Origin of the sequence: Halalkalirubrum salinum (assembly GCF_005543295.1) — an archaeon.
GTDB lineage: Archaea > Halobacteriota > Halobacteria > Halobacteriales > Haloferacaceae > Halalkalirubrum > Halalkalirubrum salinum.
Genome location: NZ_SRSG01000037.1, coordinates 1 through 14,615, shown reverse-complemented (window position 1 = coordinate 14,615; position 14,615 = coordinate 1). Strand labels below are relative to the sequence as shown.

At 58.0% G+C, this 14,615-nt stretch carries 14 protein-coding genes and 1 pseudogene; 9 read left to right on the top strand and 6 right to left on the bottom strand.

What is annotated here, in order from left to right:
* Nucleotides 1–103: 103 nt before the first annotated feature.
* The gene (locus E5K03_RS12465; protein WP_138007152.1) at nucleotides 104–628 is read right to left on the bottom strand and encodes a DUF5817 domain-containing protein; all 525 of its coding nucleotides are present in this window, start codon (nucleotides 626–628) and stop codon (nucleotides 104–106) included.
* 118 nt (nucleotides 629–746) lie between these two features.
* Here E5K03_RS12465 and E5K03_RS12460 point away from each other — a divergent pair, with 118 nt between their 5' ends.
* Both E5K03_RS12460 and E5K03_RS12455 read left to right on the top strand, forming a co-directional pair.
* Nucleotides 747–1,085 carry a cupin domain-containing protein gene (locus E5K03_RS12460; RefSeq protein WP_138007151.1) on the top strand — a complete coding sequence of 113 codons (339 nt, stop codon included), beginning with the start codon at nucleotides 747–749 and terminating at the stop codon, nucleotides 1,083–1,085.
* 58 nt (nucleotides 1,086–1,143) lie between these two features.
* A complete protein-coding gene (locus E5K03_RS12455; RefSeq protein ID WP_138007150.1) occupies nucleotides 1,144–2,016 on the top strand; it encodes a glycoside hydrolase family 16 protein in 873 nt (290 codons plus the stop codon).
* A gap of 41 nt (nucleotides 2,017–2,057) precedes the next feature.
* Here E5K03_RS12455 and E5K03_RS12450 read toward each other — a convergent pair whose 3' ends face one another.
* Together E5K03_RS12450 and icd are read right to left on the bottom strand one after the other, a co-directional pair.
* Nucleotides 2,058–2,261, bottom strand: coding sequence for a glycine zipper domain-containing protein (locus E5K03_RS12450; protein ID WP_138007149.1), 204 nt, complete (start codon nucleotides 2,259–2,261; stop codon nucleotides 2,058–2,060).
* A gap of 179 nt (nucleotides 2,262–2,440) precedes the next feature.
* Nucleotides 2,441–3,706, bottom strand: coding sequence for an isocitrate dehydrogenase (NADP(+)) (icd, locus tag E5K03_RS12445; protein WP_138007148.1), 1,266 nt, complete (start codon nucleotides 3,704–3,706; stop codon nucleotides 2,441–2,443).
* A 228-nt stretch (nucleotides 3,707–3,934) separates the two neighbouring features.
* Between icd and E5K03_RS12440 the strand changes: the two genes are divergently transcribed.
* Nucleotides 3,935–4,849 carry an isoaspartyl peptidase/L-asparaginase gene (locus E5K03_RS12440; protein ID WP_138007147.1) on the top strand — a complete coding sequence of 305 codons (915 nt, stop codon included), beginning with the start codon at nucleotides 3,935–3,937 and terminating at the stop codon, nucleotides 4,847–4,849.
* 20 nt (nucleotides 4,850–4,869) lie between these two features.
* Here E5K03_RS12440 and ppk1 read toward each other — a convergent pair whose 3' ends face one another.
* Nucleotides 4,870–7,179: a polyphosphate kinase 1 gene (ppk1, locus tag E5K03_RS12435; RefSeq protein WP_138007146.1), complete on the bottom strand. Its 2,310-nt coding sequence runs from the start codon at nucleotides 7,177–7,179 to the stop codon at nucleotides 4,870–4,872.
* A 10-nt stretch (nucleotides 7,180–7,189) separates the two neighbouring features.
* The gene (locus tag E5K03_RS12430; protein ID WP_138007145.1) at nucleotides 7,190–7,897 is read right to left on the bottom strand and encodes a metallophosphoesterase family protein; all 708 of its coding nucleotides are present in this window, start codon (nucleotides 7,895–7,897) and stop codon (nucleotides 7,190–7,192) included.
* A 198-nt stretch (nucleotides 7,898–8,095) separates the two neighbouring features.
* Between E5K03_RS12430 and map the strand changes: the two genes are divergently transcribed.
* The 6 genes from map (at nucleotide 8,096) to hmgB (ending at nucleotide 14,481) form a co-directional block, all read left to right on the top strand.
* Nucleotides 8,096–9,001, top strand: a complete 906-nt coding sequence (gene map / locus E5K03_RS12425; protein WP_138007144.1) for a type II methionyl aminopeptidase — start codon at nucleotides 8,096–8,098, stop codon at nucleotides 8,999–9,001.
* A gap of 1 nt (nucleotide 9,002) precedes the next feature.
* The gene (locus E5K03_RS12420) at nucleotides 9,003–9,542 is read left to right on the top strand and encodes an HIT family protein (RefSeq protein WP_138007143.1); all 540 of its coding nucleotides are present in this window, start codon (nucleotides 9,003–9,005) and stop codon (nucleotides 9,540–9,542) included.
* Nucleotides 9,543–9,615: 73 nt separating this feature from the next.
* Nucleotides 9,616–10,560, top strand: a complete 945-nt coding sequence (locus tag E5K03_RS12415) for a TatD family hydrolase (RefSeq protein WP_138007142.1) — start codon at nucleotides 9,616–9,618, stop codon at nucleotides 10,558–10,560.
* Nucleotides 10,561–10,688: 128 nt separating this feature from the next.
* A complete protein-coding gene (locus tag E5K03_RS12410) occupies nucleotides 10,689–11,267 on the top strand; it encodes a DUF2150 family protein (protein ID WP_138007141.1) in 579 nt (192 codons plus the stop codon).
* Nucleotides 11,268–11,370: 103 nt separating this feature from the next.
* Nucleotides 11,371–12,963 (top strand): Ig-like domain-containing protein, encoded by a 1,593-nt coding sequence (locus E5K03_RS12405; protein ID WP_138007140.1) that lies wholly within the window; start codon nucleotides 11,371–11,373, stop codon nucleotides 12,961–12,963.
* A gap of 174 nt (nucleotides 12,964–13,137) precedes the next feature.
* Nucleotides 13,138–14,481, top strand: coding sequence for a hydroxymethylglutaryl-CoA synthase (gene hmgB, locus E5K03_RS12400; protein ID WP_138007139.1), 1,344 nt, complete (start codon nucleotides 13,138–13,140; stop codon nucleotides 14,479–14,481).
* Nucleotides 14,482–14,529: 48 nt separating this feature from the next.
* On the opposite strand, the pseudogene E5K03_RS12395 reads toward hmgB, so the two are convergent.
* A pseudogene (locus tag E5K03_RS12395) lies at nucleotides 14,530–14,615 on the bottom strand (IS6 family transposase); the annotation flags it as partial.

Below are 14,615 nucleotides of genomic sequence, written 5' to 3'. Positions count from 1 at the left end.
GCAGCCGACGCGCCCACCCATCTCACAGCAGCCGACGCGCCCACCCATCTCACAGCAGCCGACGCGCCCACCCACCTCACAGCAGCCGACGCGCCCACCCACCTCACAGCAGCCGATACCGACCGCCGCTTTCTGTCGCTTCGCCCGATCGGACCAATCGATCGAGCAGTTTTTCAGCCGCCTCACGCGGAACCCCGCGATCGACCGCATACGCCACTACCTCCGTTTCTGTCGGCCGATCGTCGCCTGCACGGTCGATTGCTTCCCGAACGAGCTCATCCCGGCTTTTCGAGCCGGTCCCTTGCTCGCTCGCTGATTCGATTTCATCGAAGTTCAGTCCAGCGCCCTCGAGATACTCCCGATCACTCACCCCTGCATTCTCAGCTTGGCGTTCCAACTCGGCAGTGTGGGCGACATCGGCGAACGCTTCGGAGTCACCGTGCTTTTTGGCTAGGAGAGCGGCCCGGGCCTCCTGTGCGGCTGCGCGATCGTCGGACTCGAAAAATCGCTTGAGCTTCTTTGTCTGATGCCGCTTCCCGCAGCGCGGACAGGTTGCGGTTTTCGCCTCTCGTGGATCGGTTACGAGCCACATCGTGTTGCAGTTATTGCAGCCGACGACCGCGTACATACGACACGGTGGTCGGCGATCGGATTTCAATCCTCCGGGGAACATCGCTCTGCACCCCGACTGCTGATACCGGAGACTAAGCGGAGACGTTTTTGAATCTGCTCACCACGTACCTGATATGGAAGTTGTGACCTACCACACTGACGACGAAGCAGAGCCAGTCGACCACGTTCACCTTGATCAACTCGCCGCGGGCGAGGAGATGAGCGCCCAGAGCTTTCGGATCGAACCCGGTGCGATCGTGCCCGAACACAGCCATCACCACGAACAGGTCGGCTACATTATCCGGGGCACGGTGACTTTTGTCGCTGACGGTGAAGCGATTGAGGTCGGCCCAGGTGACTCGTACGTGTTGGACAGCGACGAACCCCACAGCGCTGAAAACCGTGGCACTGAGGAGGTATTTGGCCTCGATATTTTCAGTCCACCTCGTGTTGACCCTGACTGGGCCGAATAGCCGAGTATCTCGGAATGTATCACATACTGCTATATACAATCCGATTCGGTGGTCGTGAGTGATCGATCAATCCACCCCACGGCGGCGGCTGTTGTCCACACTCGGATCGATCGGGGTCGTCGGCCTTGCTGGCTGTACAACGGATGACCGCGACCAATCGGCCGATCCTGACGGCGACTGGGAAGTCATTGTCGATGAGACGTGGGAGAGCTTCGACACCGATCGCTGGGCGGTCGGCTTCATCGATCGCGAAGCGTGGATTCCAGACGACGACGCGGCCGTGAGCGACGAACACGTTATGATTGAGGATGGGACGTGCGTTCTCCGGATCGAATCTGAGGGGGCCGGTCCCGATGGCTGTTATCAGGGTGTTATCAATGCAAGCGTTGGCGGGGAGCCGTGGCACCCGGATGAGGGGATCGCGATCGATCCATCGCCGCCGGTGTACGTCGAGGCAACCATGCAGCTCCCCGGGCGGGTCGGTATCCTCCCTGCCTTCTGGATGCACCCTGCAGACACCACGTGGCCCCCAGAGATCGATGTCGTCGAGCTCTTTCAGGACGGCTCGTCGAACGAGCGCGAGACGCTGAACGCTGACGTTCACTGGAGCGACTCGGGACACCCAGGAGATCAATCGACCCACCGCCACGATCCGATTGCACACCAGACTGGCCGCGATCTCACTGCGACGATGAATACCTATGGCTGTGCGTGGTTCGAAGATCGGATCGAGTGGTATTTCAACGGGGGCCAAATTGCAACCCAAACACTCTCTGGCTCCCAGCGTGCGTGTCTCACTGCCGATGACGCGCGACCCTTTAGCCTCGTATTTTCGAATCACGTCAACCGCATCGGCGAGGCTGACTTGTCGGCCCCATGGGTCGAAGAGCTGCGCATCGATCGGGTTCGGGTGTTGAAAAAGCGCGACTGAATGAGCGATGACAGAATCGTCTCTATGTGTGATCTTCAGCGTTAGCTATCCGCCACGCGGACCTTCTGTTTTGCCTGCGAAACGACATCAGAGAGGTGGAATTCTGCGAGCGACGCGCCAACAAGCCCACCTACGGCACCGCCGGTACTTGCTGCATTTCGGCTGAGCAGTCCACCCAAGGCAGCACCAACCGCGGCCCCAATAGCTGCGTATTTTGCTCGGCTGAGTGATGTTTTAAAACTCATAACGGAAATATTTGTTGAGGAGGTACAAAAATATGTCTTCCTATCAACAATTTTGACAGTAGGCGGTCCCGACAAGAGCCCTCGCTTGTTCGGACTTCACGAGTGCTCGACCACTGCCTTCCGGGTAAAAGGGCCAGCAGGTCGGGTAAATACCGCGTTGAATAGTACCGTCTACTTCGTCAGTTAGCGAGCGTCTCGATGTTTTCGACGACGGCCTCGGCGAACTCGCTCGTCGAGAGCTTCTCGCCGCCCTCAATCTGGCGGTGGAGATCGTAGGTAACTTTCCCCGAGGAGATCGTCTCCTCGACGGCGTCGCGGACGAGGTTTGCTGCGTCGTGCCAGCCGAGATAATCGAGCATCTCACGGCCCGAGAGAATCATTGCCGTTGGGTTAACCTTGTCCTCACCGGCGTACTTCGGTGCGGAGCCGTGGACCGGCTCGGCCAGACAGCGGCCGTGGCCGAAGTTCGCACCCGGTGCGATCCCGAGGCCGCCGATCTGGGCGCCAGCGGCATCGGACATGTAGTCGCCGTTGAGGTTCATGGTCGCGATGACCGAGTACTCGCCAGTCCGGGTCAGGAGCTGTTGGAGCATGTTGTCAGCGATACGGTCGTTGACGACGACGGTGCCGTCGGGTTGCTCGCCGTCGTACTCATCCCACAGTTCATCCTCGACGATGACGTTCTCTCCGTATTCTTCCTCAGCGACCTCGTATCCCCAGTCGCGGAACGCCCCTTCGGTGAATTTCATGATGTTGCCCTTGTGGACGAGGGTGACTGTGTCGCGATTGTTCGCGATCGCGTAGTCGATCGCCTCGCGGATGAGCCGCTTGGAGCCGAATTCGGTGATTGGCTTGATACCGATTCCGACTGGCCCGTCGTGGATTGTTGAATCGAAGCCCATCTCGTCTTCGACGAAGGCCTTGACCTGTTCGACCTCGTCAGTTCCGGCTTCCCACTCAATTCCAGCGTAGACGTCTTCGGTGTTCTCACGGAAGGTGATCAGGTCCATCGCCGAGGGATCTTTGACGGGAGACGGAACGCCATTGAGGTGATAGGTGGGGCGAACATTCGCGTATAGATCTAGTTTCTTTCGCAGGGCGACGTTCAGGCTCCGGAAGCCAGCACCGACCGGCGTCGTGAGCGGGCCTTTGATTGCGACACGGTAGTGGCGGATCGCGTCGACAGTCTCTTGAGGGAGATTCTCGTCGTACTTTTTGCGCGCGGACGAGCCAGCGTAGACGCGCATCCACGCGATTGATCGGCCGGTTGCCTCTGCTGCGGCATCAAGCACGGTCTGTGCGGCGGGTCCAACGTCAGTTCCGATTCCATCCCCGTGAATAATAGGGATAATTGGATTCTCGGGGACATTGAGCTCGCCGGTTTCCTCGTCGGCCAGTGTAATCTGTTGACCGTCTTCAGGAACTTCGATGAGTTCGTCGCTCATAAACGCCTGTGGCTTTCCACGGCAAAGTAAAAGTCCTGCCGTTATCCGCGTATTATCGCCGAAATATCTTGTTACCAACCCGCAATATAAGTCATTAAAGGAATTATAGGTTCCAGTCTCCGTTATGTCGTCGACGATCGCTCCTGCAATGAGGCCCACTCTGACACCACACCAGCGATCGGTGCCGGCTTCCACAGGGGTTAATCCTGTCGTCGAAATATTTCTCCTATGCGAGTCATCGTCCACGGCGGTGCCGGCGGCACAGCAGACGAGCCCGTTCCGCGACAAGAGACACTCGACGAAGCGGTTCGTCGCGGTGCTGACGCGGATCGGCCGATCGACGCGATCGAACGCGCAGTTCGTGTTCTCGAGTCAGACGAGCGGTTCAACGCCGGCTACGGCGGCGCGGTTCAGTCCGACGGGGTCGTCCGGACAGATGCGGGACTAATGCGGAGCGATCGGACAGCGGGTGCGGCGGCGTCGATGCCCGGGGTCGAACACGCCGTCTCTGTGGCTCGTGTTGTCTGCGAGGAAACCCCACACGTCCTGGTGGTTGGCGAACACGCAGTCGATCTCGCGGCGGCGTTCGGGATCGAGACTGATATGTACCTTCGAACGGATCGGACGCGATCGCAGTACGAATCGGAGAACCCACCAGATGGCACTCCCCGCGAGCACCTCGCGTGGCTCCGATCGCGATTCGGAACGGGAGCCGATCAGGCCGGCCAACCGAACAAGACTGCCGAGTATACAGATGAGAACTCGGCCACAGACCACGACACCGTCGGCGCGGTCGCCTTCGACGGCAAGACGTTCGCTGCGGCTACCTCAACCGGCGGGCGATCGTTCGCACTTGCGGGGCGCGTCGGCGACGTCCCACAGATCGGTTCGGGGTTTTACGCCTCTGCTGCGGGCGCAGCGAGCGCGACGGGCGCGGGCGAAGACATCGCGAAGACCACGCTCTCGCGGCGGGCAGTCGGTCACCTCGAACGTGGCCTGGACGCACAGGCGGCCGCCGAACTCGCGATCGAGGAGTTCGCCGAACTGACCGGATCGACAGCCGGCGTCATCGTGCTCGATCGATCGGGCGCAGGAAGCGCGTTCAACAGCGACGAGATGCAGACAAGCGTTGTCGAGCGCTAACGACTGCCCACGGTTGACAATCAGGGATCGTAGGGTTCCTCAAGATATACCTCCTCAAGATCGACGCTCGGTTCTCGCCGGCCGTTGTCTGATTGATCTGCGTCACGATCGACCCGAGGTGCAGCGTCTTTCGCCCGTTGCATGAGTATCTGGTGGGTGTCTCGTTCCGCCTCTCCCTCGGGCTGTTGTTGGACGTATGACCCATCAGATTGCATCATCCATCGGAGCCGATTATCTGCGAGCATCGTTTCGAGGATCACGTCTAATTCGGCTTTGAGATCCGGATCAGTTACGGGCGTTACCGCTTCGACCCGGCGATCGAGATTTCGGGTCATCCAGTCGGCTGAGCCGATGAAGTGTTGGGGTTCGCCGTCGTTTTCGAACCGGAAGATTCGCGAGTGCTCGAGGAATTGTCCAACAATACTGTGGACGCTGATCGTGTCACTCACTCCCTCGAGCCCCGGCCTGAGCCGACAGATTCCCCTGACGATAAGATCAATTTTGACCCCTGCCTTGGCGGCCTCGTACAGTTCGCGGACAATTTCGGGATCTTCGAGCGCGTTCATTTTTGCGGTGATCTTCGCATCGATACCGGCCTCGGCGTTCGATCGCTCCCGGCGGATCAACTCCGTGATCCGTGTTCGGAGAGTCTCGGGTGCCACGAGTAGTGTTCGGTAGGATTCTCGTCGTGAGTGGCCAGTAAAGGAATTGAACAGCCGTACGAGGTCTTGGCCGATGTCACGATCGGCGCTAAACAACCCCAGATCGACGTACGTCTTCGCAGTTTCAGAGTGATAGTTGCCACTGGCGACGTGTGAGTAGAGCCTTACGCCTTCGTCGGCTCCCTCGTCGCGAACGACGAGAGCGACCTTGCTGTGCGTTTTGAGTCCAATTGTGCCGTAGGCGACGTGGATACCCTCTTCTTCGAGACGCTTGACCCACCGGAGGTTGTTCTCTTCGTCAAACCGAGCCTTTAGCTCGACCATTACGGCGACCTGTTTGCCGTTCTTTGCCGCCTCGATGAGACTCCGAATTACCTGTGAATCTGGCGCGGTCCGATAGATTGCTGCCTTGATCGCGAGGGTGTCTGGATCATGGGCAGCGGCGTCGAGGAACGCCTGGACGGTTGTTGAAAACGAGTGGTACGGATGGTGAACGAGGATATCATCGCGTTTGATTTCTTCGAATAGCTCAGCCGGCGCGTCAGCGTCAAGACCGACGAAGCGCGGGTGTGGCTGCGGCGTCCACGGTTCGGTTTTCAACTCGGGGCGGTTAAGTTTGACAAGCGGGCTGAAGTCTTCGAGTGCGAGCGGTTCGCGCCGTTCGAACACCTCTGGTTCTGTGAGACCGAGTTGCTCAACGAGCAACTCTCGAACCTCAGTGGGCATGTCATCGGCGATTTCAAGCCGAACGACTGTCGCGAAGCGGCGTTGTCTGAGCACGTCTTCGATCATTTCGATGAGGCCCTCTGCAACGTCCTCATTCCGTCTGATCTCGGCGTTACGTGTCACCCGGAACGTCGATACGTGTTCGATCGAAACGTTCGGAAACAGTAGATCGAGGTTGTGTTCGATTACCTGTTCGATCGGGACGAACCGCGGCTCCGCACCATCAATCACAGACGCACTGTGCGGTTGTTCAACCGGAACAAGCCGCGGGCGGTTTTGTGGTATTTTCACGCGAGAAAATTTCTTGTCATCTCCGTCCTGTTTCGTGACAACCGCAAGCGAGAGGCTGAGGTTCGAAATGAACGGAAATGGGTGGGCGGGATCGAATGTCAGCGGGGTCAGGGTCGGCAGGATCGATCGCTCGAAGTACGACCGAAGCGACGACTGTTGATTGGCCGACAGCGTCTCATACGAAACGATCGCTATTCCCTCAGCTTTGAGCGCTGGCAAAACCGACTCGTGAAAACAAGTCGACTGACGGTCCATGATTTCTCGTGCGAACGCCAGTGCCTCTTCCCACTGGGCTTTCGGTGTCCGGCCATCGACAGTCCGATCAGTCACACCGGCGTCAATTCCCTGTTTGAGCCCACCGATTCGCTTCATCAAGAACTCGTCGAGATTGCCGTTAAGAATTGCAAGAAACCGCATCCGATCGAGTAGAGGTGTTCGATCGTCACTCGCCTCGTGGAGGACGCGATACTGAAACGATAGCTCACTCAGCTCGCGGTTGAGATACAATGCAGGATCGTCTACTGGCGTCTCTGCAGCCACGTCAAGATCGCTTTCGGCGACAATCGGCGGCGTGTGTGGCCAGTCCGATCGGTCATTATGATTGGCTGTCGTTTCGTCGGAATTCTTCGCTGTCTCGCTGGTGTCACTCATCTCTTCTCAGTCATGGTGCAGGGGTTGGCGTGGGGGCCGGTGAAACGAATTTTGAGTCCTTCCGCTCTTGTACGGTCTTCGACACATCGTGCTCAACCACCGAATCGTCCCGCCAGTCGTACGCCGTGAGTGAGCCGCCGTACACGCATCCGGTATCTAGTCCGACTGCGTACTCGCGGACGATCGGCGCTTCGAGAACGGTGTGTCCAAAGAACACCCGATGGGGGCCGGCGTATTCGTCGAACCAGAACGGTCGATTGTACCCGCCACCAGGTGCGATCGATCGCGTGTTTTGTAAATCATCGACAGTATGCTCGGCGAGGTCCATCCGTGGATCGACGCCGCCATGAACAACAAGCGTGTCCTCGAACGAGATTGCGACCGGAAGCGATTGGATCCACGCAAGATCGTCGGCAGTCAACCCCGAGAGAACCTTTTCCCCGCGAAGCAGTTTCTCCTCGTTATTTCCGCGAACGGAATACATGTTCGGGCTATTTCGGACGAATTCGATCACGCCACGGCTGTCAGGTCCCTTTCGGACCAGGTCTCCGACGAAGACGACGAGGTCCTCGTCGGTGATCGAAAGTGATTCCAGTAACGCGGTGAGCTCACTGAGACACCCATGGACGTCACCGACGATGTAGACGTTCTCGTACGTACTCGGATCAAGACGAAGATGCTGGGATTCGATCGATTCACTGAAAACTGGGACGGTCATTCAACATCTCTACTGAGGTTTTCAATCAGATAAACGGTTGCTAAGAGCCGTACATATAGATATATAGATCTGTCTCGAACCACCACTTGGATTCTCACCACTAATCGCGTTCTCGCCGAGTTTCGACAAACCACTCTCGCAGCCACTTTCTCGCCCGCTCCCGCAACCTCTTTGCCGACCTCACCCGAATCTCGGGGCATGAGCATTGGATCGCTCGAAGACGACACTGTCGATAGCTACCGAGAAGCGGGTGCGATCCTCGTCGAGGCGATGAACGAGGCTCGCGAAATGGTCGAGCCCGGAACCACGCATCTCGAGGTCGCCGAGTACGCCGAGGACTACATCCGAGAGGCCGGCGCAGGACTCGCCTTTCCGGTTAACATCAGTATCGACGAGGAAGCCTCCCACGCGACGCCGGGCCGCGACGACGACACCGAATTCGGCGAGGAGATGGTCTGCCTTGACATCGGAGTTCACGTCGACGGGTACATCGCAGACGCGGCAGTGACTGTCGACCACAGCGGTCATCCAGCGTTGGTCGAAGCCGCCGAGCAGGCGCTCGAGGCAGCGATCGATGCAGTCGGCCCCGGCGTCGAAACCGGTCACGTCGGTGGCGAGATCGAATCGGTCATCGACGGCTACGGCTACACGCCAGTGTTGAATCTCTCTGGACACGGTGTTGAGCGATACGACGCACACACTGGCCCCAACGTTCCGAACCGTGGGGTCAGCCGCAGCGTCGAACTCGAAGTCGGCGATGTCGTCGCGATCGAACCCTTCGCCACCGACGGCCGCGGAAAGGTCTCGGAGGGGACCGACGAGGAGATTTATGAACAGGTTTCGGATGGCTCGGTCCGCGATCGTCGCGCCCGCCAGGTCCTCGAAGAGATCGCGGCATTCGACGATCTGCCGTTCGCCGCGCGGTGGCTTGAGGGATCACGATCAGAAATGGCACTTCGGCGACTCAAGATGGCGAACGTCGTCAAAGGCTACCCGGTATTGAAAGAGGATGATGGGCAGTTGGTGAGTCAGGCCGAACACACCCTGATCGTCACTGAAGACGGCTGTGAGGTGACCACCGCGGGCATCCACGGATTTGACTGAGATGGAGCAGCTGTTTGCCCCCTGGCGAATCGAGTGGGTTGAACGAGATGAGGACCCGATCGACGGCTGTCCGTTTTGCGTCTTTGTCGATCGGACGGATGACCGTGAAAACCACCTTGTCGCCCGTAGCGAACACAGCCTTGTCCTGCTCAACAACTACCCGTACAACCCGGGTCACGTCATGGTCATCCCACAGCGCCACACTGACACGTACGAATCGCTCCCGCGGGCGGAACTACTCGACCACGCGCTGTTGAAACAGCGGACGTTTGAGGCATTGGAAGCCGCCTTTTCGCCAACCGGGATCAACGCTGGACTCAATCTCGGACAGGGTGCGGGGGGATCGATCGACGACCACCTCCACACCCACGTCGTGCCGCGATGGAGCGGCGACACGAATTTCATGCCGGTGCTCAGCGACACCAAGGTGATCGTTCAGGCGCTCGCGGATACCTACGACCAGCTCCACGAGGGCTTCGCGTCGCTGGAGGGTGCGACCGACCGGGGCGACAACCGGGCCGTGGAGTTCACGTTCGACTAAGACGTCCACGTCAAGCCGTACTGTGCCGTCACGAACAAACCGATTTTTGTCGCCGTGGCCGTATCTGTCGGGTATGGAGACACTCGATACGCCCGTTCTTGACAATCATTTGCATCTGGATCCCGATCGCGGCCGGGGCCTCGACGCAGTCAAAGACTTCGCTCGTTTTGGGGGGACTCATCTGCTGGTCGTGAACAAACCCTCCTGGCACCTCGGGGTTGAGGCCGACGACCCCGAGGACTTTCGCGAGGTGTTTGAGACGACGATCGACATCGTCGACGCCGCCAGCGAAGTGCTCGACGGCCGGGCCTGGCCGGTGTTGGGGGTGCATCCCGGCCTCATCTCTCGACTCGTTGACGAGCGTGGGTTCACTCCTGTGGAGGCACGCGAACTGATGATTGGTGGTATTGATGTGGCCACGGAGTACGTTGCGGACGGGTCGGCGCTAGCGTTGAAATCTGGTCGTCCGCACTACGAGGTAGCTGACGCGGTGTGGGACGCATCGAACGCGGTCATGAATCACACGTTTTCAAGGGGTGCGGAGGTCGGGTGCGCGGTCCAACTCCACACGGAAGCAACTGAAGATCTCACTGAGATCACCGAGTGGGCCGAATCGCGAGGATTGCCCGCCGACCGAGTGGTGAAACACTACGCCGGCGGCCGGCTGGCAGGACCGATCCCAAGTGTGATGAGCGACAAAGATCGCCTTGAGATCGCCGCCAAAGCGGCTGAAAGGACCGAAGCGGCTGAAGCGGAAGAAACGACCGAATCGGATACGGACAAAACTACTGCAGCCGACGCGCCGTTTTTAATGGAGACAGATTTTGTTGACGAGCCCGATCGCCCTGGTGCTGTGCTCGGTCCGAAGACCGTTCCGCGGCGGGTTCGCTGGCTGTTGGAGCAGGGATACCCGACGGCTGTTGAGGTTGCCCACGTCCAAACGCCGGCAGACGTGTATGGTATTGACACTGTGGGGACGCTCGATCGCGACGGATCCGGTGAGACGCTCGATTCCTAATGGTTTCTGTCGGTTCAAGCGGGAGCAACCAACCACACACTCTGTTGAATCGCCCTGTCGACTGTCACTGCCTTGCGCACATCCACGACAAAGAAAGGCCTTTGAGTGCTGGCCCGGACAGTCTTGACATGAGTGACGAAGCCCCAGAAACGTTCTATTCGGCCGAACGCTGGCAGAATTGGCTCACGCGTGTCGAAGAAGAAGAGCTCGATCCAGACAACGAGGACTCCGCGCGGCTGTTGATTAATCTCCAGGACGACGCCGCGATCGCGATCGTTAAGGTCCTCTCGGCGTTCGACGACGGCCGGATCGACGAGGACCGCGCGGTCGAGGAACTGGCCGAGATCCGCGAGATCGTCCTGCAGGAGGTTGAGTTCGAGGACGAAGAGAAGACGATCCTGATCGACGGCGTCCAGACGAGCCTCGTCCCGGTATTTTATGCCGCGGAGGAGTATATCGTCGCCGGACCAAGCAGCGATGAGCCCGTCTCGGCATTTATCACCGCCGCGGCGGACGCTGAATCCCAAGAAGAACTCGACGCGGCGCTCGGGTACATTGTACAGGCAGGGACGCTCATCATCGATGGAGAGACGCTTGACATGTCGATTGCTGAGGAACTAGAATACGGGCTTGTCGCAGAGTGGCTGAATGGCCTCGATAGCCTCCAGAGCGCGTTGAGCGATCCTGAGGTCGTGGAAGAGGACTGAGATTCGGATTTTCCGGGCTATCGCCGTCGGCCCGCCAGATTGGTATCGTTTGTGATACTCGAAGGCGGTGCTTTTTATTACTGGGCAGCCTCGATACTGTCGAATGCGGAGTATCGGGGACGATCGAGGGCAGTCCATACAGGTCGGAGCCGTGTTGATTTTCGGTATCATCATCGTGTTTTTAGCGATTTGGCAGGCACAGGTTATCCCCGCTGAGAATGCTGAGGTCGAGTTTCAACACAGCCTCGACGCCCAAGAGGATATGCAACAGTTGCGAAGCGAGCTCCGATCGGTCGCCGGTAACGGTGCATCGCGATCGACGACAATCGAACTCGGTACTCGATATCCAACTCGAGTTGCGTTCGTGAACCCGCCACCAGCGACAGGTTCACTATCTACGACGGAGGGGACCGTGTCGATCGAGAACGCAAGTTCCGGCGTGACAAACGGCTTCTGGAACGGGACCACGCGCAACTACACGACGAACACGATTGCCTACGAGCCCAGCTACAGCGAATACAATACCCCCCCGCGGACGGTGTACGAACACGGCTTCTTGTACAACGAGTTCGATCGAGAGGGGACCCAACTGGCCGAGAGTGCACAACCGCTCGTGCGAACTAGCGGAAACACGACAACGATCGATCTGTTCGCGCTCCGTGGGTCGATCGACGCCGATGGCGTTGAGCGGGAGTCGATCGATCTGTATCCCAACAGCGCAGGAACTCGAACCGTACCTGTCACGGCCAGTTCAGATGGCGAGCCGATTACGATTACAATTCCAACGCGGAATCAGGCGATGTGGAATGAGGTCTTCGAAGAGGTTGGAGAGGAGACAATCACAGAGATCACAAACGTGAGTGACTCACAGGTTCGAATTGAGCTGAATTCGACGAACGACATGTCATACCGGCTGCGGATGGCCGAGGTCGGTCTTGCGGAGGAAGACAGCCAGGAGCCAGCATACATCGTCCCTGTTGGCTCTGAGAACGTGAGTCAAGGTGAGGAAATTACGGCCGAGGTTCGCGATCGGTACAACAACCCGATCGAAGACGTTCGTGTCTCTGTGAATTCTTCTGCTCGAATTGAGGGCGATGAGAATGAAACAACCGATAGCTCTGGACAGGTACGGTTTACTGTCGCTGATGACGCAGAGGAGGGTGCGATCGAACTGTCGATTGACTCGGCGATCGACTGTGATGGATGTGGTACTGTTAGGTACGATGTTGAAGAGCGAACATCGGGCGATTCTAGAGATGACAACGATGGCTCGAGCGACATTAACCCAGAGGACCCGGGAAGGTATCAATTAGTTTATAATCGTACAGAAGTAACAGGTAATGGAAATAATCGAAATGTATCTGTTTATTTAGACAATCCCGCTGCAGTTGATCCAAATGTTTCAACAACAATCACAATTGACAGCGTTCGTTTACCATTCTATTACTCTGGTCAGGGGACTGGGAATGATCCAGCGAGAGATGCTACGCTTACATTCAGAGACGTAAATACCAGTAATACTACGACGATTAGTTTAAATTCAATTCCCAATAGTAAGAGTACTGAAATTGACGTAACTGGTAACTACTTACGAGTAGAATTCGATTTTGATAATGATCCACGCGGAGATTTCTTCATATTTTCACTTCGATCAGAGACTGAAGTCTCAACGTTCTACATTGCGGTCCCTAGCTAAGACGGTGGTGGCCAAGGCAGTAGTGGCGGTCAAAACGGTGGGCAGGGTAGTAGCTGAAGTGACCGGATTAAATGTTCGATTGAGCAACTTTTGAGTAGTAACAGACCGGAATAATCGACGATCGTCGAAATCCCTATCGACAAACCAATATCCCCCGCAGTAGAAGATTCGCCTATGACCGCAGTCGGGATAGACGCCATCGAGATCTGGACCGGGAAGCTGATGCTCGATTTGCCCAACACGTTCGCGCCCGTGAAGGGCGATGACCCCGAAAAGTACACGAAGGGCCTGGGACTGTATGCCTCTTCGTTCCCCGATACGTACGAGGACATCGTCACGATGGGGGCAAACGCAGCCAAGCAGTTGATGGATCGACACGATCTAAAACCCGCAGATATCGGACGGATCGACGTCGCGACCGAGTCGGCGTTTGACCATTCGAAGCCGGTGTCGACGTACATCGCCGGCTGTCTCGAGCAGGTGTACGAGGGCGATTTCAGACACGCGAACAAAGGCGAGCGGAAGTTCGCCTGCGTTGCGGGGACCCAGTCGATCGACGACGCGTACAACTGGATCCAAGCCGGCCGGAACCGCGGGCGCGCCGCGCTCGTGATCGCGACCGATACGGCGCTGTACGCCCGCGGCGATCCAGGCGAGGCAACCCAGGGAGCCGGCGCGGTGGCGATGCTCATCGACGAGGATCCGAGCGTCGTCGAACTCTCGACCGAACAGGGCTATGGCAGCATGGACGAGACTGACTTCCTGAAGCCGAACCAGCAGTTCCCCTCCGTTGACGGGAAGCGATCGATGCAGGTGTACCTCGCGCGGATGCGCGAGGCGCTCGAAGATTTCGAATCAGTTGCCTGGGACACCCATCCGGACGACTTCGCGTACATCCCGTTCCACACGCCGTTCCCCGGGATGGTCCGCAAGGCCGGCCTGCTCGGCTTCCGGCACATGATCCGCGACACGGAAATCGAAGACGAACTGGAGGGTGAGATCGGCCGGCAACCCCGCGAGCCGGATTTCGAGACACGCGAGGACTACGAGGCGGCTATCCGCGACCACATGGACGATCTCAAGCGAACCGATCAATACCGGGCGTGGTACGACGCGACGATCGAACCGACACTGGAACTGTCTAGCACTGTCGGGAACTGGTACACTGGCTCGGTTCATATCGCCCGCGTGAGCGCGCTGCGACATGGCGCTGAGACTGGAGCCGATCTCGTCGGCTCGAAGCTCCTCGTCGGATCATATGGGTCGGGCGCACAGGCAGAAATCCACGCCGAAACCGTCCAAGATGGATGGAAAGACGAGATTGAGGGGCTGAATATTGACGAGCAACTCGACGCCAGGTACGATCTCTCGTGGGGCGAATACGAACTCGTCCACGACGTTCACGAGTACGACAAGGAGACTGACATTGACGTCGAGGAATTCACCCCACCATCCGAAGAGTTCGTCTTTACTGGGTGGGGCCGGATGAACGAGCGACGCTACGAGTACGTCGAATAAATTCAGTCATATGCCGTATTTTTGGTGGTTCTAGATGTTGGGCACTGTCTAGTTGAGCACCTCCTCAGCAGGAGTTCGTCCATCTAATGCCTGGTTCGGTCGATCGTGATTGTAGTGATATCTGAACCGCCGCA